The 24,018-nt window shown below is 62.3% G+C and carries 18 protein-coding genes; 9 read left to right on the top strand and 9 right to left on the bottom strand.

The window, feature by feature from the left end:
- Positions 1–110: 110 nt before the first annotated feature.
- The 4 genes from KCX70_RS12910 to xthA form a co-directional block, all read right to left on the bottom strand.
- On the bottom strand, positions 111–1,016 hold the full coding sequence (locus KCX70_RS12910; RefSeq protein WP_021208984.1) for an AraC family transcriptional regulator: 906 nt from the start codon (positions 1,014–1,016) through the stop codon (positions 111–113).
- A 69-nt stretch (positions 1,017–1,085) separates the two neighbouring features.
- A complete protein-coding gene (locus KCX70_RS12905; protein WP_212617787.1) occupies positions 1,086–2,021 on the bottom strand; it encodes a carbohydrate kinase family protein in 936 nt (311 codons plus the stop codon).
- Positions 2,022–2,117: 96 nt separating this feature from the next.
- Entirely contained in the window at positions 2,118–3,494 is a 1,377-nt protein-coding gene (locus tag KCX70_RS12900) for a substrate-binding domain-containing protein (RefSeq protein WP_212617786.1), read from the bottom strand.
- A 106-nt stretch (positions 3,495–3,600) separates the two neighbouring features.
- Positions 3,601–4,413, bottom strand: a complete 813-nt coding sequence (gene xthA / locus KCX70_RS12895) for an exodeoxyribonuclease III (protein WP_212617785.1) — start codon at positions 4,411–4,413, stop codon at positions 3,601–3,603.
- 162 nt (positions 4,414–4,575) lie between these two features.
- Between xthA and KCX70_RS12890 the strand changes: the two genes are divergently transcribed.
- From KCX70_RS12890 to KCX70_RS12865, 6 genes are all read left to right on the top strand, one after another.
- Positions 4,576–5,214, top strand: coding sequence for a GNAT family N-acetyltransferase (locus KCX70_RS12890; protein ID WP_102845727.1), 639 nt, complete (start codon positions 4,576–4,578; stop codon positions 5,212–5,214).
- Positions 5,215–5,359: 145 nt separating this feature from the next.
- The gene (locus KCX70_RS12885) at positions 5,360–7,087 is read left to right on the top strand and encodes an autotransporter assembly complex protein TamA (RefSeq protein WP_212617784.1); all 1,728 of its coding nucleotides are present in this window, start codon (positions 5,360–5,362) and stop codon (positions 7,085–7,087) included.
- Between the two features lie 41 nt (positions 7,088–7,128).
- Complete coding sequence (locus tag KCX70_RS12880; protein ID WP_212620340.1) at positions 7,129–10,776, top strand: translocation/assembly module TamB domain-containing protein; 3,648 nt, start codon at positions 7,129–7,131, stop codon at positions 10,774–10,776.
- Positions 10,777–11,160: 384 nt separating this feature from the next.
- Positions 11,161–12,513, top strand: coding sequence for an alanine/glycine:cation symporter family protein (locus KCX70_RS12875; protein WP_102845730.1), 1,353 nt, complete (start codon positions 11,161–11,163; stop codon positions 12,511–12,513).
- 49 nt (positions 12,514–12,562) lie between these two features.
- Positions 12,563–13,066 (top strand): thiol peroxidase, encoded by a 504-nt coding sequence (gene tpx / locus KCX70_RS12870; RefSeq protein WP_102845731.1) that lies wholly within the window; start codon positions 12,563–12,565, stop codon positions 13,064–13,066.
- Positions 13,067–13,383: 317 nt separating this feature from the next.
- Entirely contained in the window at positions 13,384–14,562 is a 1,179-nt protein-coding gene (locus KCX70_RS12865) for an NAD(P)-dependent oxidoreductase (protein WP_102846216.1), read from the top strand.
- A 386-nt stretch (positions 14,563–14,948) separates the two neighbouring features.
- Here KCX70_RS12865 and KCX70_RS12860 read toward each other — a convergent pair whose 3' ends face one another.
- From KCX70_RS12860 to KCX70_RS12850, 3 genes are read right to left on the bottom strand one after another with little or no spacing between them, the layout of a single operon-like run.
- Positions 14,949–16,244, bottom strand: a complete 1,296-nt coding sequence (locus tag KCX70_RS12860; RefSeq protein ID WP_102845732.1) for a TRAP transporter large permease — start codon at positions 16,242–16,244, stop codon at positions 14,949–14,951.
- Positions 16,234–16,710, bottom strand: coding sequence for a TRAP transporter small permease (locus tag KCX70_RS12855; RefSeq protein WP_021208972.1), 477 nt, complete (start codon positions 16,708–16,710; stop codon positions 16,234–16,236). The genes KCX70_RS12860 and KCX70_RS12855 overlap by 11 nt, the downstream gene beginning before the upstream one ends.
- Before the next feature lie 44 nt (positions 16,711–16,754).
- Positions 16,755–17,753 (bottom strand): DctP family TRAP transporter solute-binding subunit, encoded by a 999-nt coding sequence (locus tag KCX70_RS12850; RefSeq protein ID WP_212617783.1) that lies wholly within the window; start codon positions 17,751–17,753, stop codon positions 16,755–16,757.
- Between the two features lie 448 nt (positions 17,754–18,201).
- Here KCX70_RS12850 and KCX70_RS12845 point away from each other — a divergent pair, with 448 nt between their 5' ends.
- The gene (locus KCX70_RS12845; RefSeq protein ID WP_212617782.1) at positions 18,202–20,349 is read left to right on the top strand and encodes an FAD-dependent oxidoreductase; all 2,148 of its coding nucleotides are present in this window, start codon (positions 18,202–18,204) and stop codon (positions 20,347–20,349) included.
- Positions 20,350–20,712: 363 nt separating this feature from the next.
- Here the strand turns inward: KCX70_RS12845 and KCX70_RS12840 are convergent, their stop codons facing one another.
- Together KCX70_RS12840 and KCX70_RS12835 are read right to left on the bottom strand one after the other, a co-directional pair.
- Complete coding sequence (locus KCX70_RS12840) at positions 20,713–21,114, bottom strand: hypothetical protein (RefSeq protein WP_102850372.1); 402 nt, start codon at positions 21,112–21,114, stop codon at positions 20,713–20,715.
- Between the two features lie 109 nt (positions 21,115–21,223).
- Positions 21,224–21,622 (bottom strand): DoxX family protein, encoded by a 399-nt coding sequence (locus tag KCX70_RS12835; RefSeq protein ID WP_102850373.1) that lies wholly within the window; start codon positions 21,620–21,622, stop codon positions 21,224–21,226.
- Positions 21,623–21,891: 269 nt separating this feature from the next.
- On the opposite strand from KCX70_RS12835, the gene tig reads away from it, so the two are divergent.
- Positions 21,892–23,202 carry a trigger factor gene (tig, locus tag KCX70_RS12830; protein WP_102850374.1) on the top strand — a complete coding sequence of 437 codons (1,311 nt, stop codon included), beginning with the start codon at positions 21,892–21,894 and terminating at the stop codon, positions 23,200–23,202.
- A gap of 87 nt (positions 23,203–23,289) precedes the next feature.
- Positions 23,290–23,928 carry an ATP-dependent Clp endopeptidase proteolytic subunit ClpP gene (gene clpP / locus KCX70_RS12825; protein ID WP_212617781.1) on the top strand — a complete coding sequence of 213 codons (639 nt, stop codon included), beginning with the start codon at positions 23,290–23,292 and terminating at the stop codon, positions 23,926–23,928.
- The last annotated feature ends 90 nt before the right edge of the window (positions 23,929–24,018 follow it).

Raw genomic sequence — 24,018 nt, 5'->3', positions numbered from 1 at the left:
GCGCTCTATCCGTGCCGGGCGCTCAAGCATGGGGCTTATCCGCGCTCCATAACGCTCGGATGATCGGATAGGGGAGGCCTGGATGGTCCAGGGCAGCGGCCGGAAGCGTATCAGCTGGCCAGGTTCTGCTCGGTCAGTCGTTGTTCGACCAGGCGACGGTAGCACGAAGGCGTCATGCCTTTGAGCTGCTGGAAGCGGCGGTTGAAATTGGACAGGTTGTTGAAACCCGATTCGAAGCAGATATCGGTCACCGGCTTTTCCGGGTCCAGCAGCAGCTCGCAAGACTTGCTGATGCGCAGGCTGTTGACGAACTCGACGTAGCAACGGCCCGTTGCCCGTTTGAAGAAGCGTGAGAAATAGGTGGGTTTCATGCCCAGGTGGCTGGCCACCTCTTCAAGCGGCAATTCGCGCATGTAATTGTCGAAGATGTAGTTGACTGCCATGTTGGTGCGATCGGCGTGATGCTCGTCGCTCAGCTGCGCCGAGGTCGCACCCGAGAGCAGGTGATAGTCGTCACAGCGTGCCAGCAGCTCGAGCATGATCAGGAAGTAGCCGAGGCGGGTAGCGCCGCGGCTGTCGGCGATCTGCTGCATGAGCTGTCTCGCCTGGGCGATGGTGTGCGGGCAACGAAACTCGATCCCGTAGCGGGAGCGCTCGAGCATTGGCGCGAAGCTGCGAAGTTCCGAGAAGACGTTGTGGCCCGCCTCGAACAGTTCGTCGGTGAAGTTGACCAGCATGTCGCGCTTGGCCACCACTTCGCCTTCCCCGACCTGGCTGATCCAGTTGTGCGGCAGATGCGGGCCGGTGAGGAACAGGCTGTCCGGGCTGAAGTTGCCGACGTAATCGCCGACGAAGACCTTTCCCGAGCTGGCGACGATCAGGTGGAGCTCGTACTCCTTATGGTTGTGCCAGCGCACCAGCGGACAGGGGAAGCCGTGCTCCCGGTAGATCAGTGAATTGCCGTGATGGTCGTCCATCAGTTCATAGGATGGATCGGTGATCTTCAGCGCTTTCATGCTCGGTTCCGGCGTCCTTGTTGTTGTCCCCTTGGGGTTATAGACGTTCGCGCCGTTGCCGCCAACCGGTTAGGCAAATTCGTATCGGTGGGGCAGGTCCGGACCGCGACGGGAGCAGGTGAGCGCCGCGGCCTCGACCGCGAATGCCAGCAGCGCCTGCGACTGCTCGCGGGTAATGCCTGCCAGCGCAATCGGCGAATCCAGCCGGTGTTCATGCAGATAGCTGAGGAGGGCGGCCTGAAAGGAGTCGCCGGCGCCCACGGTATCGCACAGGGTGACGGCCCGCGCCGCTTCGTTCAGCTCGCCGTGCTGCCGGCTGAACAGCTGCGCTCCGGCCCCCCCGCGCGTCAGCAGTACCAGCTCGCTGCCGCCCTGCAGCCAGCGTCGCGCCACGTTCTCAGGGGTTTCGCCGGGGTAGAGCAGTGCAAGGTCTTCGTCGCTGACCTTGATCAGGTGAGCCCGCTCGGCGAAGGCTTCGATCCGCTCGCGCCAGCGCAGCACATCTGGCTCGACGTTAAGGCGGATATTCGGGTCCAGGGAAATCAGCCGACGCCCGCTTTCGCGGCGTACCAGCGCTAACAGCGTATCGGCGATCGGCGTGGTGACCAGTGAATAGGAGCCCAGATGAATGCCGCGAACCTCGTCGCCAAGCACGCCGAGATGCTCGTCACGCGGTAGCCGATCGGCGCAACTTTCACCGCGAAAGCTGTAGCTCGGCACGCCATTGTCGCCCAGCGCGACCATGGCCAGCGTGGTCGGCGCATCGAAGGGCACCAGATAGCGCCCCTCGACTCCTTCCTTGCTGAGCACCTGGCGCAACTGCTGACCCATGGGGTCGCTGGAGATACCGGTGAACAACGCGCAGGGCGTCCCCAGCCTGGCCAGCCCGACTGAGACGTTGAACGGCGAGCCGCCTGCGATCGCGTCGAGCGTCAGGCGATTGTGAGCGGTGCCGGCAGGCGCCATGAACACGTCGAACAGGGCTTCGCCACATACCAGATACATAGTCGTTCCCGCGCTGATTATTTCTCAGAGCTTAGTCGCGACCCGGGGGCCGGGAATAGTACGAGGCAGGCAAGCGGCTGATACGATTTTGCGGCTTCAATACACCCAGACCTCGACGCGCCTGTTCTTGATGCGTCCGGCTTCGCTGTTGGACGCCACCGGCAGCTGGTCGCCCAATCCGTTGATATCCCTGACGAGAATGCCGCCACGCGACAGCTCCCGCCGCACCGCCATGGCACGTAGTTTCGACAGCAGCTCGGTGCGCGCCGTGTCGCCTTTAGCGTCGCCGAAACCTACCAGTACCGCGGAGTCCATGGTTTTGTTCGTGCGCTTCAGATAGTCGATCAGGCGTCCGACGTCACGCTGGGCTTTGTTGTCCAGCTGAGCGCTGCCTTCGTCGAAGCGGAAGTTGACCGTCAGCCGCTGCGCCTGACTGGACAGGGCCTGGTAGAGCGGCGGCATGCCGGGCTGTGGCGGAAGCTTGATGGCGTTGATGGCCTGCGCGACGTAACCGGATTGCGCCACGATGGCTTGCCCGGCCGGGCTGTGCACGAAATCGAGATAGGCGCGGGTCCAGTCCGATTGGTGGCCTGGGTTGGCGTAGAAGAACAGGCGCCGGGACAATGGGTAGTCCTCGGTCGCGACCAGTGCAGTTGAGGGTGGCATCGGCTGCGAGTCGCCATCGGCTATCGCCAGGGCTTTAGAGCTGCCCACCGAGGCGAGGCCGACGAAACCGATCGCGCCAGGGCGGCTGCTGACCATCTTCGATAGCTGGTCGTTGGATTCGTAACGTGCCGCGTTTTCGGCCAGCGTCTTGTTCTGTCGGCCGAGGACCAATTCCTTGAATGTATCGTAGGTGCCGGATTGGTCATCGCGGGCGTGCAACTCGACCGCGAGGTCCTGGCCGCCCAGCTCCTTCCAGTTCTTTAATTCGCCGGCGAACAAGCGCGCAACCTGCTCGACGCTGAGCGAGGCGATAGCATTACTTGGATTGACGATGATCGCCAGGCCGTCGATCGCGATGACTTGTTCAGCCTGTGCGCTACGCAGGTCGCCGAGTTTGGCAAGGCTTTGGCGTTCGCTGTCCTTGATCGGGCGGGAGGCGGCTGCCAGGTCGGCGGAACCGTCTTTAAGTCCGGAGAAGCCGGTGCCCGTCCCGTGGGCTGCGACCAGTGCGTGGATCGTCCGGCCGGAACTGTCGACGGCGCTGACGCGCTGTTCGTTCTCGCGCCCGGCCGGGGTAACGCGTACGGAACCCATGCCCTGCGCTTCGAACAGGCCGGCAATCAGCGTTGGCGCCAGTTTTGCCCCTACGGTGTTCGATCCCTGTATCCGCAACACGGCTTCGTCATCGCCGTCGGCGGCGAGCACTGTCACGGCGCCATTGATGATCGCTGCGCTAACGATCAGGCTGAGCAATGCCAGGCGCAGCGCCCGTTTTCCCAGGGTGCGTACGGACGCGGTACAGGCCATGTAGCGACTCTCCCTTTCAAAAGAAGCGGAGAGATTAAGACGCTTTGATTACCGTCCCGTGACAGCGCTGTGCCTGATTCCAGAGCGGGCGCCGCCAGGGGCGCGGTCAGCTGAGTGCGATCCAGACCGGACAGTGGTCCGAAGGTTTTTCCATGCTGCGGATGTCGTAGTCGACACCGCAGTCGGTGACTCGCTGATGCAGGCCGGCGGTGGTCAGGATCAGATCGATGCGCAGCCCCCGACGCGGATCATCCTCGAAGCCGCGGCTGCGGTAGTCGAACCAGCTGAAGCGATCGATCACTTCCGGGTTGAGTGTGCGAAAGCTGTCCTGCAGGCCCCAGTTCTTCAAGCGCGCCAGCCACTCGCGCTCCTCCGGCAGAAAGCTGCACTTGCCCGTGCGTAGCCAGCGCTTGGCGTTCACTTCGCCGATGCCGATGTCGCAATCTTCGGGGGAAATGTTGAAGTCGCCCATCACCGCAACGGAGTCTTCAGGCGTGAAGCGCTCTTCGAGCAGCGCCTGGAGATCGGCGTAGAACTTGGTCTTGGCAGGAAACTTGGTGGGATGCGCGCGGCTTTCACCTTGCGGGAAGTAGCCGTTCATCACGGTGACCGGCTCGCCATTGCCGTCGGCGAACCGGCCCCAGATGAAGCGTTTCTGCGATTCCTCGCCGTCGCCTGGGAAGCCCTTGTGGATCTCCAGCGGCGCCTGCCGTGACAGCAGCGCGACGCCGTAATGACCCTTCTGGCCGTGGAAGTGGACGTGATAGCCCAATGCTTCGATCTCGGCTTGCGGGAACTGCTCGTCAGCGACCTTGGTTTCCTGCAGACCGATGACGTCGGGCTGATGCTTTTCGATCAGTGCCGCCAGTTGGTGGGGTCTTGCTCGTAATCCATTGATGTTGAAGGAAACGATTTTCATGGCTGCGGACCCTTTAAAAAGACGGGATTTTAGTCGTTTCGCACGAACCGGGGCGAATCGTGTTGGCATGGCCGGCCTGTCCGCGCTCGAGGCGGCGCAAGTGCATGGCGGGTGCTAACGTGAAATCAGCGCTTACGACAGAACGACCAGAAGAGAACCGTCATGCCGATGCCTGCTGAAGTACGACTGCTGGACAGTGGTTACGCCAGGGAAGCCCGCTCACTGCTGTACAACGCTTATCGACACGAGCCCACCTTTGCCTATCTATTCGAAGCCGATCGACCCGGCTACGACCAGCGCGTGCGGGCGACCGTACGTGAGCTGGTCAATCAGCACCTGTTGCAGGACCAGCCCGCCCTGGGCTTGCTGCTCGATGATCGGCTGATCGCCGTCGCCCTGATCGCCCCGCCGCAGCGGCGGCTGGACGTCACCGAGAGCTGGGCCTGGCGGATGCGCATGTTGTTGACCGCCGGCTTTCGCTGCACCCGACGCTATCTCGACTACCACGCCGCGGTGCTCGGTTGCTTGCCGCCGGGCGCGTTTCATGTGCTGCCGCTGATGGGTGTCCACCCGCAGTTTCAAGGCCAGCATTATGGTGAGCAACTGCTCGAGGCGCTGCACAACTGGTGCGCGGCGGACACGGCATCGCAAGGGCTGGTGATCGACACGGGTAACGCTCGCTATCTGAATTTTTACGAGCGTCAGGGCTACGAGGACATCGGGCAGGTGGCGATCGGACCGGTAGTCGAGCATGTGTTCTTCCATCCGGCGCCGCGCCGAGTCGAGGCCAGCGGCGGCTAAAGCCGAATTTTGCCGAGGCCTCGCAGTCCAATCGGTGGATGCCCGACGAAGTTCCTTTCATGTACTGCCTGATGCCGCTTCCAACGAACCGCACGCGGCGCAGCCAGCCCGAGCGCCGGTGCGCGTCGTGCTAGCATCGCCCGCCATGCGCTTACCCTTTATTCGTCGAATCCTTCTCCTCGGCGCCAGCCTGTTCGCCTCCATGGCGGTCTGCTCGGCGGAACTCGAGGTGATTATCGAACCGTCCCAACGTGCTCTGCGGGAAAACGTCGAGAACTATATCGGCAGCCTCGGTGATCGCGACGAGCAGGAGCTGTTGCGTTACAGCCGCATTGCCCAGCAGCAAGCAGAGAAGGCGCTTCAGGCGCTGGGTTATTACCACGGCCAGTTCGACAGCGAAGTCTCCGGCGGCGAGAATCCGCGCTTGACCCTGCGCATCCAGCCGGGCGAACCGGTTCGGCTGCGCGACATCACGCTGCGTGTAGAAGGGCCAGCCGCCGAGCTGAGCCGCTTTCGCGTGCCGCGCAAGGTGCTCAATAGCGGCGACGTGCTCAACCATGGTCGCTACGAAGAGGTGAAGCAGCAGATTCTCAATCAGGCGTCACGCTATGGCTTTTTTGACGGACGCTTCGAACGCCAACGGCTTGCCATTGATCCCGCGGTGAACGCGGCCGACGTCGAGCTGGTGTTCGTCAGTGGCCCGCGATATGCCCTCGGCGATGTGCGTTTCGAAGGGGATTCACCCTTCGATCCCGATCTGCTGGCCCGCATGGTGCCGTTCGACGCCGGCACGCCCTACGATTCCGAACTGGTCGCGGAGCTGACCCAGGCGATGCAGTCGAGTGGCTATTTCGAAGGGGTTCGGGTCGACGCCAATCCGGCGAATGCCCAGCAGCAGCGCATTCCCGTGGCGGTACAGCTGACCACCCGTGAACCGCGGACACTGGGTCTCGGACTGGGCTTTTCCACGGATGTGGGGCCGCGCATGCGCTTCGACTTCCTGCGTCACTGGGTCAACGCAAAAGGCCACAGCTACGGGCTCGAAACCGAGCTGTCGGCGCCGCGCCAGAACATCGGGCTTTGGTACGACGTGCCGCTGGACCCGCCTCTGACCGATAAGCTGCGCTATGCCGGCGGCTATCAATTCGAGCAATTGGCCGACAGTGACAGTGAAAGCCGGCTGCTGACGGTCGGCCCCGAATGGCACCGCAAGTTGCCCAGCGGCTGGCAGCGGGTCTGGGCGCTGAAATGGCGGCACGAACAGTACCAGTTGGGTGATGACTCGGGCGTCAGCACCTTGCTGATGCCTGGCGTCGCCTACAGCTATCTGCGTAGCGACAACCGTATCGATCCCAGCCGTGGCTATCGCCTCGAGTTCGAGCTGGCCGCGGCCAAGGAGGGCCTGCTGTCGGACGCCGATCTGATCCACGCGAACACGACGATCAAGGGCCTGATCACCCTCGCCGGGCGTCACCGTTTCCTTGGACGAGTGCAGGTCGGCGGCAACTGGACCAACGAATACACCAATGTGCCGCCGTCGTTGCGCTATTTCGCCGGTGGTGATCAGAGCGTTCGTGGCTACGACTATCAGAGCCTGTCGCCCACCAATTCGGATGGCGACAAGGTGGGCGGACGCTATCAATTGGCGGTCAGTGCCGAGTATCAATACGCGCTGACGGACAAGTGGCGCGTCGCATCCTTCATCGACCAGGGCAATGCGTTCAACTCGCTGGAGCTGCCCTCGCTGAAGAGCAGCGTCGGGCTGGGCGTTCGCTGGGTTTCACCGGTCGGCCCGATCCGGATCGACCTGGCGCATCCGCTGGATGACGAGGGCGGTGTGCGGCTGCACTTCTCCATGGGGCCAGAGCTTTGAGGCAAACCCTGAAAATCCTGGGCTGGGCATGCTCGGGCCTGATGCTGCTGGTGCTGCTGATCGCTCTGTCGGTAGGTGCGCTGCTGGGTACTACTGCCGGCAGTCGCTGGGTACTGGCCAAGGCGCCAGGCGTGCAAGTCGAGGAGTTCCGTGGGCGTCTCGGCGGTGAGTGGCAGGCGCAGCGACTGGTGTGGGAGCAGAACGGTAGCCGTGTCGAGATACAGTCGCCGCGCATGGCCTGGTCGCCGCTATGCCTGCTGCGCATGGCGCTTTGCGTCGACGAGCTGGTGACGGGCGATGTCGATCTGACGTTTCCCTCGACGGCCGAGGACGACAAGCCGAACGAGCCGTTCAGCCTGCCCGAGCTCAAGTTGCCGCTGGAGCTGCGTGTCGAGCGCGTCCAGATCGGCAACCTCCGACTGAATGGGGTCGAACAACTCCAGGGCTTACAGCTGCGCGCGAACTGGCAGCGGCAGGGGCTAGACATCGATGCGCTGGAACTGCGGCGCGAAGACCTGATCCTGGACCTCGGCGGACAGCTACAACCCGATGGGGACTGGCCGTTGAGGCTGGGCGGCACTGCGGCCTTGCGCTCGCCAGATGGGCAACCTTGGGCGCTGAAGATCGAAGTTGACGGCGAGCTGCAAGAGCACTTGATGCTGAACATCGAGAGCCAGGGCTACCTGGACGCCAAGCTCGGTGGTCGGATACGCCCCTTGGAGCCGTCGTTGCCGGCGAAACTGGGGCTCGTGGTCGAGGGCTTCAAGGCAACCGCAGCTTTGCCCGACGCGCTGCGGCTCGAGACACTGGAGCTGACGGCCGAAGGCGACCTCGACCGCGGCTACCGGATGGTCGGCGAGGGCCGTCTTCAGGGCCAGGGCGGTGCGGTCGGTCTCGTCTTGAACGCTCTGATCGACGCGCAACGGGCGCAGGTCGATGCGTTACGACTGGACGCTGGATCCGATCAGCGGATCGACATCAGCGGACAGGCCAGCTGGCAGGATGGGGTGACGGGCGAAGCGCAATTGGCGTGGCGCGATTTCCCCTGGCGCCGGCTGTATCCCGAGGTGGACGAACCACCCGTGACGTTGCACAGCCTGAACGCGCAGATTCAGTACGACGACGGACGCTATCTGGGCAACTTCGACGCGGCACTGACCGGTCCCTCGGGTGCCTTCAGCCTGCAGAGCCCGGTGAGCGGCAACCTCGAGGAGGTCCATCTGCCCCAGTTGGAATTGCGCACCGGGCAGGGCAAGGCCAGTGGCAGCCTCAGCGTCGGCTTCGTCGAGGGCATCGACTGGAACACTCGGCTTACGCTGAGCGAACTCGATCCCTCCTATTGGGTCGCCGAACTTCCTGGGCAGCTCGGCGGGACGCTAGACAGCCGCGGCGCCCTGCGCGGGCAGCAACTGGAGGCGCAGGCGCAACTGGACCTCGATGGCCGGCTGCGCCAGCAACCGTTGAATTTGCAATTGGAGGCAAGCGGGCAGGGCGCGGTCTGGGACGTTCCGCGTCTCGACCTGCGCCTGGGCGACAACCGGATCCAGGGGCACGGACGCTGGGCCGAAACGCTGCAGGCTAACCTCGAACTGGATCTGACCAGGCTCGGACAGCTCTGGCCTGATCTACGCGGGCAATTGGCCGGTCATCTCGATCTGGCCGGCACGCCCCAGGCTCCCAAAGGCAATTTGGCGCTGGAAGGCAGCAAGATCGCCTTTCAGGACAATGGGGTGAGCCAGTTGCAGCTGGCGGCCAGCCTGGCAGGCGACGAACGCGGCCAGCTGCGCCTGTCGGCCGAGGGCCTGCAAGCCGGCGATACCGACCTGGGCCGATTGCAGGTCAGTGCAGCGGGTACCCGACAGGCCCATCAGACCGAGCTGTACCTACGCGGCCCGCTGTTGCAGCTGTCCCTGGCGCTGGAGGGGGGATTACGTGGCGACGATTGGCGAGGCCGTTTGTCGCGTGCCGAGTTGGACGCCAAGGGGCAGCAATGGGCGCTTCGGCAGCCGGCGACCCTGGAGCGGCTAGCCAGCGGTCGCCTCACCTTTGGCGCGCACTGCTGGACTTCCGGACCTGCCTCGCTTTGTGCCGAAACCCAGCGGCTGCTTCCAGACCCGCAGCTGCGCTACAAGCTGCGCGACTTTCCGTTGCAATCGCTCTCCGCTTATTTGCCTGACACCTTGGTCTGGCAGGGCGAGGTCAACGCTGATGTGTCCCTCGACTTGCCAAGTGCCGGCCCCAATGGGCGCGTTCATATCGATGCTGGGCCGGGTACGCTGCGCATGCGCGACGGGGACCAGTGGCTGGCCTTTCCTTACCAGACCCTTGCGCTGGACAGCGAACTGACGCCCCAGCGGGTCGACAGCCGTGTGCGCTTCGAAGGCGGCGAGCTGGGTGAGCTGGACCTGCGTCTGCAGGTCGATCCACGGTCCGAGGCGAAGGCGATCTCCGGCAATTTCCGTTTGAGTCGTCTCGACCTTGCGGTGGCCAGGCCCTTCATTCCTCAGGTAGATCGTCTGAGTGGGCAGCTCAATGGCAGCGGTGAGCTGTCCGGTACCTTGAGTCAGCCGCAAGTCAATGGTGAGTTGCGACTGAGCGACGCTGAAATTGCGGGCAGTCAGTTGCCCGTCAGCTTCGAGCAGCTTCAGCTGCGCGCATCCATCGAAGGCGAGCGTGTACGCGTCGATGGCGACTGGCGCAGTGGCGAGCAGGGCCAGGGGACGATCGTCGGCACGCTGGATTGGCGAGATGCGCTGGAGCTGGACCTGCGGGTGAGCGGCAGCCGACTGCCGGTGATCGTCGAACCCTACGCCGAACTGGAAATCGAGCCGGACTTGCGAATCGAGCTGGCCGACCAGCAACTGGCGGTAAGCGGCAAGGTGCGCGTACCGCGCGGGAAGATCACTGTGCGTGAATTGCCGCCCTCGACCGTCCGGGTTTCCGAAGATGCGCAGATCGTCGGAGAAGAAGCCGAACAAGCTGAGACGCCGCTGGCCATTCGCATGGACATCGATGTGGAGGTGGGCCAGGACCGACTGCGATTCTCTGGCTTCGGCCTCACCGCCGATCTGGCCGGCCATCTGCACATCGGTGACAACCTGGACACCCGTGGCGAGCTCAATCTGAACAACGGGCGCTATAGGGCCTACGGCCAGCGCCTGACGATTCGCCGTGCGCAGTTGCTGTTCACCGGTTTGCTGTCGCAGCCGTTCCTGAATATCGAAGCCATACGCCGGATCGAGTCGGACAACGTGATTGCCGGGCTTCGCATCACCGGCAGCGCCGAACAGCCCCGGGTGGACGTGTTCGCCGAGCCGGCGATGAGTCAGGAACAGGCGTTGTCCTACCTGGTGCTTGGTCGGCCGCTGGGTGCCGAAACCGGCGATAACAACCTGCTGGCGCAAGCGGCCCTGGGCCTCGGGCTCGCCGGTAGCTCGTCGTTCACCGGCAATGTCGCTCAGCGGCTGGGCATCCAGGACTTCCAGCTCGACACCGAAGGGAGCGGTACGGATACCAGTGTGGTCGCCAGTGGCCGACTGACCGATAAATTGACCCTTCGCTACGGCGTCGGGGTATTCGAGTCGGCCAATACGATCGCCCTGCGCTATCAATTGACCAAGCGCATCTTCCTCGAGGCCGCCAGCGGCCTCGCCAGTTCCCTGGACATCTTCTACCGGCGCAACTTCTGATACGGCGCAGCCCGCCGGTACGATCGAAAACCGCATCGATCGGCTGGCGATGCGGCGCCGCTGGGCTACGCTGACTGAGCTTACGTAACCGGCAATCCAGCATCAGGCGCAGTCCCGTAAAGAACGTGGCGAAGGTCGCTGTAAACGGTGCCGCGCGAAGCGCTTGCAGTGGTGGTAGGATCGCTCGGTCGCATCTTGCATGGCGGCTGACGCAAGGCTCTAGCATGAGTTTTGCAGGTTACCGGTAGTACCCAACACATGAGGTGGGGGCACTACCGAGTCGCTTCGTAACGGTTGGAGGACGACGTGTACGTCGCACTCTATGCCGCTCGGTGCGAGCCGCTCGGGCAAGGATGTCTAACATAATTAATAAGGGTGCCTTGAATGGAATTCCTGCAAAACCTGGTCAATAGCGTTAACGGTCTCGTCTGGGGCCCTCCTATGCTGGTGCTGATTCTGGGCACCGGTCTCTTCCTGATGGCGATGCTCAAGTTCATGCCGCTGGCGCGTATCGGCACCGGCTTCGCACTGATCTGGCGCGGACGCACGAAAGGCGACGAAGAAACGGGCGAGATCAGTCCGTTCCAGGCGCTGATGACCTGCCTGGCCGCGACGGTCGGTACCGGCAACATCGCCGGTGTGGCCACGGCGATCTTCCTCGGCGGCCCTGGCGCGCTGTTCTGGATGTGGTGCACTGCGCTGGTGGGCATGGCGACGAAATATTGCGAAGTGGTCCTGGCGGTGCATTACCGCGAGAAGGATGACCGTGGCGAGCATGTCGGCGGGCCGATGTACGCCATCAAGAACGGTCTGGGCAAGCGCTGGGTATGGCTCGGTGGCGCCTTCGCCATCTTCGGAGGCCTGGCCGGGTTCGGTATCGGCAACATGGTGCAGGTCAACAGCATGGCGCTGGCGCTCGAGGCCACGTTCTCCGTGCCGCTTTGGGTCACCGGCCTGGTCACCATGCTGTTCGTCGGCCTGGTGATCCTCGGCGGCATCAAGCGCATCGGCGCCGTTGCCGCCGCGTTGGTTCCGTTCATGTGCGTTGCCTACGTCATCGCTGGCATCGTTGTACTGGTGGTGCATGCCGCTGAGATTCCGCATGCGTTTGAGCTGATCTTCACCCACGCCTTCACTCCTATCGCCGCCACGGGTGGTTTTGCCGGTGCGGCAGTGATGGCGGCGATTCGCTTCGGTGTGGCGCGCGGCATCTTTTCCAACGAGGCCGGCCTTGGAACCGCCGGTATCGCTCAGGCAGCCGGCACTACCCAGAGCTCGGTTCGCTCCGGCTTGATCGGCATGATGGGCACGTTCATCGACACCATCATCATCTGCTCGATCACCGGTCTGGCCATCATCTGTTCAGGCGTCTGGACTGGCGGCGAGAGTGGCGCGGCGCTATCGGCTGCCGCTTTCGAATCGGCCATGCCGGGTATTGGCGGCGCACTGCTGACGATCGCCCTGGTGGTCTTCGCGTTCACCACCATCCTCGGCTGGAGCTATTTCGGTGAGAAATGCTGGGAGTTCATGGTCGGAACCAAAGCCATTTGGCCGTTCCGGGTGATCTGGGTTCTGGCCGTACCGTTCGGCGCCATTGCTCAGCTGGACTTCGCCTGGCTGCTGGCCGATACGCTCAACGGCCTGATGGCGATCCCGAACCTGGTGTCGCTGCTGTTGCTGAGCCCGGTCGTAGCCAAGCTGACCAAGGAGTATTTCGCTCGCAATCAAGCGGCGTGATCAATCCGGGCCGCAGATGCGTTTGCGGCCCTCGACCTTAGGAGTTGATATGACTGAAGTAACCCTCAAAGGCAATCCGATCCAGGTTGCCGGTACGTTCCCGCAGGCGGGACAGAAGGCCAAGCCGTTCAGTCTGGTTGGCGGAGATCTGGCCGATGTCACGCTGGGCAGCTTCGCTGGCAAACGCAAGGTATTGAACGTTTTCCCGAGCATCGATACCCCGACCTGCGCCACTTCGGTGCGCAAATTCAACGCCCAGGCCAACGATCTGGCTAACACGGTCGTCCTTTGCATCTCTGCCGATCTGCCGTTTGCGCAGAAGCGCTTCTGCGGCGCGGAAGGGTTGGACAACGTCGTTAACCTGTCGACCATGCGTGGCCGGGAGTTTCTCGAAGACTACGGCGTGCTCATCGCGACGGGACCACTGGCTGGCGTGGCGGCTCGCGCGGTGATCGTGCTGGACGAGCAGGACCAAGTGCTGCATAGCGAGCTGGTGGCGGAAATCGGCACAGAGCCTAACTATGACGCCGCCATCGCGGCGTTGAAGGGCTGAAGCTGACGGCTACCACACATGATAGGGGGCGGTGCAATGCCGCCTCCTTTACGTCTTGGCTCTGGCGACAAAAAATCAACTTTCGTCTCCTTTCTTGCAGCCATTAATCAATTGGCTGGATCGCGCTCTTAACGCTTAGCTTGGAACTGTCCACCGCTCCATGAGCGCAGCTGGGGCAGGCGATGGCTTTAGGCCAGATTATTTTTATTGCTACAAAATCTTTTCCTGCCGCTGCGGTCTGAGCTTTCGTTGCCCATTGAATGGATTCGCTTATGTCTACCTCACACATCAAGAAGATCGGTGTATCCGGCACAGGAATGATCGCCCATTGTTTCATCCGGCTGATCAAGCAGCATTACCAGGATCTGGAAATTACCCGCGTATTGACCCGCCGCCCGCTGAATTCCTTCAGCGATTTCCCGCTGGCCGACCGTCTCACGAACTCCATCGACCAGATGATCGACAACGCCGATCTGATCGTCGAATGCAGTGGTGATGTTTTCCACGGAACGGAGGTCATCGAGCGCGCTTTCGAAGCCGGTCTGCCGGTCGTTACCGTCAATGCGGAGCTGCAAGTCACCACCGGCTCCTATCTCGCCGGCAAAGGCTTTCTCACCGAGGCTGAGGGTGACCAGCCAGGCTCGCTGGCGGCGCTGCACGAAGAAGCCTTGATGATGGGCTTCAAGCCGCTGGTCTACGGCAACATGAAGGGCTATCTGAATCACGATCCGACGCTGGAAGACATGGCCTACTGGTCGAAGCGTCAGGGCATCAGCATCGATCAGACCACCTCGTTCACCGACGGCACCAAGGTGCAGATCGAACAGGTGATCGTCGGCAATGGCCTCGGTGCAACCATTACCCGGCAGGGCCTGGAAGGCCTGGCCTCGACCAACCTGACCGAAACCGGCAATCTGCTGGGCCTGATGGCCGAGCGTCTCGGGCAACCCTTCGTCGATTACGTCATTCCATCTGGCTATCCGGCGGGAGGCGTGTTTCTCGTCTGCCGACATGACGAAAATCAGCAGGCCGCAATCGAGTACTTCAAGCTCGGCCCAGGCCCTTACTACACCCTGGTTCGCCCGTTCCACCTGTGCTCGCTGGAAGTCGGCAAGACCGTAAGGCGTGTGCTCAATGGCGGTGGCGTGTTGTTGAACAACTCGACGGCACCGACACTGGGCGTCGGCGCCGTGGCCAAGCGGGCCATGCGTCCTGGCGAACTGATCGAGCGTGGCATCGGCGGGTTCCAGTTCCGCGGTGAAGCACTCAGGCTCGACCAGAATCCGGATCATGTGCCGATCGGCCTGTTGCGAAAGACAGCGCTCAAACGCGCCGTCGAGCCGGGTCAGCTGATCACCTTCGACGACATCGACATCCTGCCGAGCCGTGCCCTGGATATCGTCATGCAGCAGCGTGCAGAGCGCGCCGCTGCCGCAGCTCGGACAGTCGCGCCGAGTAGCATTGGGCCTGTCGGAATGGTCGCGCTGGGCAGTTGAGACCGCTGTCGAGTGCTGGAATGCGGTGCCGTTCCGGCGCTCGACGGATCACCAGACCATCAAACGGGTGGGAGGCGCGCCCCGCGGCGAATGCAGACCGCAGGGCTGCGCTCTGGCTTCCAGCTTGGGCTGCACCCTTCAGCTACCCCCTTTGCCGGCCGGCTATGCATGGCGGGATCGCCGGCCACGCTTCTGTATCTGGCCCGGTTTGGCTCGTGAGAGCCGCTGCTCACCGGGCTGTTGAAGGCTGCTGTTGAAGAGCGTCAGCGGCAACACCCTGTTGCAGGTCTTGCCAGTGCCTTGCTGGCGCTTCAATGACTTCAAAAGGCAGCTCGCCTTGCGGCATCGGCTTCTGCAGCCCCTAGTGCTGCGACCTGGGATACACCCTAGACCGCATACCCCAACACTCTCGGTAGCCACAGCGCGATTTCAGGGAAGATCGCCACCAACACCAGCGCACTGCCCATCACCAGCACGAAAAGCAACGCCCAGCCAACCGTCTGCTCCAGGCGTATGCGCGCCACTTCGGCAGTGACCATCAGGTTAATCGCCACCGGCGGAGTGAACTGCCCGATGGCGATGTTCATCGCCAGCAGGATGCCGAACCACACCGGATTCCAGCCAAAGTGCTGCATGACTGGAATCAGTATCGGCATGAGGATCAGATAGATCGATATCGCATCCAGCAGCATGCCTGCCAACAGTACGGCGACCATCACCAATAGCAGCAACACCGCGCCGTTGTCCGAGAGCGAGATCAGCCATTCGGCGAGATGGCGGAAGGTGCCGAGCATCGTGCCGGCCCAGGCGAAGATGCCCGCCAAGGCGATGATCAGCATAACGACCCCGGAGATAACGGCCGCCTCGCCGCAGAGGCGCCACAGGTTACGCCAGTCCAGTTCGCGGGTGACGAACAGGCCGACCAGCACACCATAGGTAACGCCGGCGACGGCCGCTTCGGTCGGCGTGAAAAGGCCGCTGCGAAGACCGCCGAGGATCAGTACTGGCGCGAACAACGCCGGCAGCGCCTGGCGGAAGCTTTCGGCCAGCGGCGGGCGCTCGGTGTGTTCCGGATCTTCCCAGCCATTACGGCGCGACAGCAGCCAGGCCGGCAGCAGCAAGACCAGGCCGGCGATGATCCCGGGAAACAGTCCGGCTGCGAACAGTGCACGCAGGTCTACACCCGGCACGACGATCGAGTAAAGGATCAACGCGATCGAAGGCGGAATCAGGATCGCCGTGGACGCAGAAGCGGCGATCAGCGTGGCCGAGAATGGCTTCGGGTAGCCGGCTCGGGTCATGCTCGGCAGCATTACCATGGCTACCGCGGCAGCGTCTGCCGGGCCTGACCCGCTCATTCCACCCATGATCAGGCAAACCAGTATCGCGACCATAGCCAGGCCGCCGTGGCGCGGGCCGATCAATGCCTGCGCGAAGCGCACCAGGCGCAAAGCCACGCCGGATTTCTCGAATACCAGACCGGTCAGGATGAACAGCGGGATCGCGATCAGCGGGTATTTGGCGACACCGTTATAGGTGTTGGTGCCGAGCGTTGCCAGCATGTCCGGTGACAGCCCGGCCAGGATGCCGATGGCGCCGGACAATGCCAGAGAAAAAGCGACCGGCACGCCGATCAGGAGCATGAGCAAAAAGCTGGCGAGCATCCATGCATCAGGGCTCATCAGGCAGTCTCCCGTTCAGGCGGTCGAGGGTCATCTGGCTCAGCCGCACAGCCATCGCCAACCCCAGCAGCGGCAGCCAGATCACGTACCACCAGTTCGGCAGGCCCAGGCCCGGCGACTCCGAATCCCATTGGTACTCTTCCAGCGCGAACTGCCCGCCGAACCAGATCACCAACCCGAGGACCAGCATGCTGGCGATCCACTGCACGACGATCAGCGGAGTGCGCAGTTGGGGGAAAAGCCGCTCGATCAGGCCGATGCGAATGTGGCGGTTACTGCGGATGGCGACGCTTGCACCGGCGAAGGTCAGGATGACCAGAAGGAAGACGGAAAACTCTTCGGTAAAGGCAAAGGAGGCGTCGGTGAAATAGCGGACCACAACGTTGGCCAAGCTGATCAGGCTGATGATCACCAGCGCCAGCGTGGCCAGCACGCGCTCAAGGCGCGCGTCCTGTCGATTGTTCATGGTTTCCTCGAAACCGGCGGCGTGGCGCCGCCGGGCAGAACGGTTTACTCGGCGGTAATGGCGGTGCGAGCGGCGTCGACCAGTTTTGCGCCGATCTTCGGCGTCCAGTTCTGGTGCACGCTGCGGGTCGCTTCGACGAAGGCTTCATGCTCTTCAGCGGTCAGTTCGACCACGTCCACGCCGCGTGCGCGAATGTCGTCCAGACGCTTGGCTTCACCGCTGCGCGACAGTTCGATTTCCCACTTGCCGGCATCGATGGCCGCCTGACGGAGCAGCTCGCGGTCAGCTTCCGGCAGCTGCTTCCAGACGCGCTGGTTCACCGCGAAGATCAGTGGATCGGCCATGTAATGCCAGAGCGTCAGGTGCTTTTGGCCGACTTGGTCGACCCGCGCGACGTCAAATACCGACAGCGGATTCTCTTGGCCATCGACGGCGCCGGTGGTGAGAGCCGGCTTGGCATCGGCCCAGCTCATCTGTGTGGGGTTGGCGCCCAGCGCGGTGAAGGTGTCCTGGAACAACGGCGAGCCGACCACCCGGATCTTCAGGCCCGCCAGGTCCGCAGGGGTTCGTATCGGTTTGACGGAGTTGGACAACTCGCGGAAGCCGTTCTCGCCCCAGGCCAGCGGGACGATGCCACGCTTTTCGATCGCATCGAATGCCTGCTTGCCGGCCTCGCCCTGGGTGATGGCGTCGAGGTCGGCATTGTCGGTCATCAGGAAAGGCAGCGAGAACAGGTTCAGCTCCGGCACTTGCGGCGACCAGTTGATGGTCGAGCCGACCGCCATGTCGATCAGGCCCGAGCGCATGGCCGAGAATTCTTTCGTCTGATCGCCGGCGACCAGCTGGGCATTGGGGTAAACCCGCAGGGTGATTTCCCCCTTGGAGCGCTCCTCGACCAGATCGGCCCATTTTTGCGCGGCCTGGCCCCAGGGGAAGGCGTCGGAGAGCACGGTGGAGACGGAATACTCGCGAGCAGCGGCAGAGAAGCTCGCAGACAATGTGGCAGCGACGGCCAGCGCGGTGAAGCAACGGGTCAGTTTCATGGGGCGTCCTTGTTCGGATCGGTCTTTTGGTTTTTATCGGCGAACGGCCGGGCGCTGGCGAACAGCGGCGGGCTCGGCAATGGCGGATTGGCCATTGGGACGCGCGGGTAGCGCGAAAACAGGACGCGGCAGACTGCCCAGGTACTGGCAGCGAAGCGCATATCGCGTCATGAGCACCGAATGCCTTGTGGGCAAGGGTGTGCCAGCCGCAATGCGACTGGTCGGACAACTATCGCAGAAGGTGTCAGTGAGCGCTATGTCGCAATGGATGACGTTTTCTCCCGGGCGCCGCAGCTTGAACGAGCCGCTTCGGAACGACCGCGCGCTTGCAGGCTCCAAGGGTTGAGCCGCACGAGAGCGCTTCATTGATGCATGCCTACCGCTGTAACCTCAAATTTCACCGCGTCTTGCCACAGTTTGTGTCTGAGCCGAAGAGGCCTGCGCGCGAATGAAGGCCAGCCGACTCATCATTCTGGCTCTGCTGATCGCAGCGGTCGCCTGCTTCTTCATCTTCGATCTTGGCGAGTACCTGACGCTCGAGTCGATCAAGGCGCATAGCGGCGCTTTGCATGGACAGGTGCAGGCTCATCCCTGGTGGGCGCGTGGGGTGTTCTTTTTCGGCTATGCCGCGCTCACTGCGCTGTCTTTCCCCGGTACCGTGGTGCTGACGCTGTTGGCTGGCGCCCTGTTCGGACTATTGGAAGGCACGCTGCTGGTCTCGATCGCATCGAACGTCGGTGCCGTGATCGCCATGCTGATCAGCCGCTTCATGCTGCGCGATTGGGTGCAGAAGCGCTTCGGCAAGCAGATAACCGGCATTAACAAGGGGTTGGCGCGCGACGGCACCTTCTACCTGGTCTCGCTGAGGCTGATTCCGCTGGTGCCCTTCGTGCTGCTGAACCCGGCGCTGGGCCTGACTCGGGTGAGTATGTGGACCTTCTGGTGGACCACTCAGCTGGGCATGCTGCCGGGGCATGCCATCTATGTGAATGCTGGGCAGCAGTTGGTCCGCCTGAAATCGCTGTCCGGCATTCTTTCACCGAGCATGATTGGCACGCTGGTGCTGCTGGCGGTGTTTCCTATCCTGGCTACCCGGTTGCTGACGCTATACAAGGCTCGCAAGGCCTACCGGGGCTGGCGCAAGCCCAAGCGCTTCGAACGCAATCTGGTGGTTATCGGCGGCGGCACCGGCGGCTTGGCGACCGCACGGATCGCTGCGTCATTGAAGGCGCGGGTGAGCCTGATCGAACGGCAGCGTCTCGGCGGGGTGGCCGTGCATGAAGGCAGCGTCCCGGCCAGGGCCCTGAGCAGTTCTGCAGGACGGGTGCACGCGCTGCGTCACGATCCGCGTACGGCCAGCCAGTCGGCGAATGAAGTTGATTTCGCCGGGGTGATGACGCAGGTGAAGCGACTCGTCGACAAAGCGGTGGAAGATGCTTCGCCCGAACACTACGCCGACCTCGGGGTCGAGGTGATCATGGGCGAAGGACGGCTGAAATCCCCTTGGGAAGTCGAGGTGAACGGTCGCACCCTGGCCACTCGTGCCATCGTCATCGCCACCGGTAGCCGGCCATGGATTCCGCCGATCCCTGGTCTTGAGGCGGCCGAGCCGTTGACCTGCGATAACCTCTGGAGCCTGCGGAAGCGCCCCGAGCGGCTGCTGATACTCGGCGCAGGTGCAGGCGCCTGCGAGTTCGCTCAGGCGTTCCAGCGGCTGGGTTGTCAGGTCACGCTGGTCTGTGAGCGTGAGGGGTTGCTCAAAGAAGAAGATGCGGAGGCGGCCCGGGCGATCACGACCGCGCTGGCTGCCGACGGCGTCCAAATACGGCTTGGCCTGTCGCCGCTGCGTGTCGAGGAGGTCGATGGCGAGCATCGGTTGGTCTGCGCTGTCGACGACGAGGAAGAGGAGATGCTGCCGTTCGACCGCGTCTTGCTGGCGCTTGGAGAGCGCGCCGATATCGATGGGCTGGGCACGGAAACGCTGGGGCTGTGTTGCGCAGACGATGGCAGTCTTGAAGTCGATGAGTATCTGGCGACCCGGTTCCCCAACATTTATGCAGTGGGTAGCGTGGCCGGGCCATATGGCGCCCCGCACGTGGCCGAGCACCAGGGCTGGTACGCGGCGTTCAATACACTGTTCGGAAGCTTCAAACGGTTCGTGGTCAGCGAGCGGGCCATACCCCACGCCGTGTTCACCTCGCCCGAGGTGGCCTCGGTCGGGCTTACCGAGGCCAAGGCACAGGCGCTGGGAGTGGAATTCGAGGTGACTCGCCTGAGCCTCGGTGCCATAGCCGGGGCGGTCGCCGAGGGTGCCGATGACGGCTTCGTCAAGGTGCTCACCGAGCGTGGCAAGGACCGCATCCTCGGGGTCACCATCGTTGGCGATCAGGCCAGCGAGACGCTTGCCGGCTTCGTCCTGGCGATGAAGCACAAGCTTGGGCTGAACAAGCTCGCCAACACCGTACAGCTCGGGGCGACCCTGGGAGAAGCCAGTCGAGTAGTTGCCGTTGCCTGGCGGCAGCAGCGCAGGCCGGCACGCGCCATCGGTTGGGCAGAGCGGTTGCACCGCTGGCGACTTGGGGGTCAGCGGAGCTGAACGCTGAGTCCTGTATTGAAGGCTTGTAGGCGTTCCAGATTTTCCGCGATGCCAGCGGCTCAGCCGGTATTGCACACCGATGGCAAACAGCCCCAACAGGTCGAACCAGAGGATGTTGATCTGACCAAATGAGACCATGATCGCGGCGGTCAGCAGGAAACCGAACGCCGTTCCAGCGTACCGCCAAGCTGAAACGTGGACCGGGCCAAAGCGAAGCAATAAAGCGAGTTAACGCGCCAATGTTCGTGCCTACTGGTGTGTCTATGGCGAACGTTACGACGGTGACGGCCACGTGCATGCTGCTACCCGGGCGGCTAGGAGCGATATCGAACCTATATGAGAGCCAGCATGTGCTGGCTGGGCTTAGGCGTCGCGCAACAGGTCGTGTGCATCCAGCAGGCGATAGGCGATCTCTGGGCGCCTCTCCAATGCGCGCCTGATCGCGGCAGGTATCGACTGGCGGGTCTTGCGGCAGAGTCCTGGCAGGTCGTCCAGCTCGATGCGGATACCTCGCATGCTGCGCACTTCGTTGAAACCCGGCGCAATGTGCAGACGAATGCCTAGCTGCTGGTACATTCGTTGTTGCATATGCTCCAGATCTTCCAGGCTTGTCAGGCTTTCCAAGCGCTCCAGCAGGCGGCTTTCCTCGTGTCGGGTCAGGCGAAGAATGCGCAGATCGGTGCTCGGAGTCTGCAACAATTGCTCGCGCCCACAAATGCATGCGGCTGGCGGGCAAGGCTGACGAATCGGAACCGTAGCTGTCATGTCACTGATATTAGCCAACGCCGCAAGGCATTGCCCACTGCATCGAGTGGGCATCGCCGCGGCTGCCGAGGCGCGGGCGAGCCCGCGTCTGGTGGCGCTCTATGATGCTTCAGTTATATCGGCCATGAAGCCCGCCGACGCTGTGCCTGCCAGCCCCGAGCAGGGCAATGGCGATCGAGCCGAAGAGGAACATTCCCTGCAACTCAAGAGCCCAGCCGCCCGTCTGGCTTAGAGAGAAGATCTGCTGCATGTGGGCGAGGCCGAAGGCAAAGAGCATGTTGCCAATCATGAGTACGGCGCCGACGCGCGTGAACAGGCCAAGGATGACCAAGACGGGCCCAACGACTTCACCCAGGTATGCGCCGTAGGCCAGAAACGTCGGTAGACCATGGCCGCTCAGCATGCCGGCTATGCCATCTACGCCGTTGAGCAGCTTGGATATGCCGTGTAGGAGGATCAGCACTCCCACCGATAACCTCAGTACCAATTTTCCAATGTCGTCAGTCATGATTGCCGCTTCCTCTAAGGCACCAGGGGCTCTGGCATCAGCGCTTCTATAACATAGACCAGCGAACCCGCCGTTGCATGTGTATCGATGATGTTCGCAGTGATGCTTTCACGTTGATGTCGCTGCGGTCGAAGCGGCCGGAAGTCGGAGCAGGTTTCAGTGGGCAAGCGCGCATACGCGCGGGGTGACTTCTATGAGACGAGCCACTAGAATGCTTGCCCATTCTGGGGCCGGAACGCCGGCTTATGTCTGTGCAACGAGGAAAATCCATGCAAGTTTCTGTTGAAAGCACCTCCGCTCTTGAGCGCCGCATGACCATTGGCGTGCCGGTCGAGCGCATCGAGACCGAAGTCAACAAGCGTCTGCAACAGACCGCCAGCCGTGCAAAGATCCCAGGTTTCCGTCCCGGCAAAGTGCCGATGAGCGTCATTCGCCAGCGTTACGAGGCGGCCGCACGTCAGGAAGCGCTGGGTGATCTGATCCAGGCCACCTTCTATGAGGCCGTGGTGGCTGAAAAGCTGAACCCTGCCGGCGCACCGGCCGTCGAGCCGAAGGTGTTCGAGAAGGGCAAGGATCTCGAGTACGTCGCGACCTTCGAAGTATTTCCCGAGTTCAAGGTTGCAGGCTTCGAGGGTATCGTAGTCGAGCGTCTGCAGGCGGAAGTCAAGGATGCTGACGTCGACAACATGCTCGACATCCTGCGTAAGCAGAACACCCGCTTCGAGAAGGCCGAGCGTGCGGCTGAAGACGGCGACCAGCTGAACATCGATTTCGTCGGCAAGATCGACGGCGAAGCCTTTGCTGGTGGCTCGGCCAAAGGGACTCAACTGGTGCTTGGCTCCGGTCGCATGATTCCAGGTTTCGAGTCCGCACTCGTTGGTGCCAAGGCGGGTGAAGAGCGGGTGATCACCCCGACGTTCCCCGAGGACTATCAGAATCTCGACCTGGCGGGTAAAACGGCCGAGTTCACCGTGACGGTCAATAGCGTCGAAGCCCCCCAGCTGCCTGAGCTCAACGAAGAATTCTTCGCGCAGTTCGGCGTGCAGGAAGGTGGCTTGGAAGGGTTCCGGGCTGAGGTCAAGAAGAACATGGAGCGCGAGCTGCGCCAAGCCATCAAGACCAAGGTGAAGAATCAGGTCATGGAAGGTCTGGTCAGCTCGAATCCGATCGAAGTGCCGAAGGCGCTGATCGACAACGAGGTGAATCGCTTGCGTGTTCAGGCGGTTCAGCAGTTCGGCGGCAATATCAAGCCCGACCAACTGCCCGCTGAGCTGTTCGAAGAGCAGGCCAAGCGCCGCGTCGTGTTGGGTCTGATCGTTGCTGAAGTGGTCAAGCAGTACGAGCTCAAGCCTGACGACGCGCGTGTGCGCGAGCTGATCGAGGAAATGGCTTCCGCCTATCAGGAGCCGGAGCAGGTCGTATCCTGGTACTACAAGAACGACGAGCAATTGAACGAAGTCCGTTCTGTTGTGCTCGAAGAACAAGTTGTAGATACTGTCCTGCAGCAGGCTAAAGTGACCGACAAATCGGTCTCCTACGAAGAAGCAGTGAAGCCTGCGGAAGCTCCGCAAGCTGCCTGAGTCTCTTCAACCGTTTATATGCATACTCATAAGCCAGCCTCGCGCTGGCTTATGTCTTTGCGGCATGACTAGGGAGTTTCGTTGGAAATGTCCGGCAATCCGTTTATGCAAGCACCAGACATCCAGGCGGCTGGTGGGCTGGTGCCCATGGTCATCGAGCAATCTGCTCGTGGCGAGCGCGCGTACGACATCTATTCCCGTCTTCTGAAAGAGCGGGTGATCTTCATGGTGGGCCAGGTTGAAGACTACATGGCCAACCTGATCGTCGCTCAAATGCTGTTTCTCGAGGCGGAAAACCCGGAGAAGGATATTCACCTGTATATCAATTCCCCGGGCGGCTCCGTCACCGCGGGCATGGCCATTTACGACACCATGCAGTTCATCAAGGCCGACGTTTCGACGACGTGTATCGGCCAGGCCTGCAGCATGGGTGCGTTCCTGCTCGCGGGCGGCGCCAAGGGCAAGCGTTTCTGCCTGCCGAACGCCCGGGTGATGATTCACCAGCCACTCGGTGGTTTCCAGGGTCAGGCGTCGGACATCGACATCCATGCGCGCGAGATCCTCTACATTCGCGAGCGGTTGAATCAGCTGCTGGCGCATCACACCGGTCAGGATCTGGCGACGATCGAGCGTGACACCAACCGCGACTACTTCATGAGCGCTAGCCGCGCGCTGGAGTATGGAGTCGTCGACGCTGTTCATGAGAAGCGTCAACAGCCGGTCTGATACGGTCCAGGAGGTCAACGTTAGCGGGCGTCCGTCATGTGCGCCGTCGCGTGCCCTTGAAAATGCCCGCATTTGCCTTCATCTTGTATT

This window comes from Stutzerimonas stutzeri, assembly GCF_018138085.1.
In the GTDB taxonomy this organism is placed as follows: domain Bacteria; phylum Pseudomonadota; class Gammaproteobacteria; order Pseudomonadales; family Pseudomonadaceae; genus Stutzerimonas; species Stutzerimonas stutzeri_AI.
This window is presented reverse-complemented; position numbering and strand designations above follow the sequence as displayed.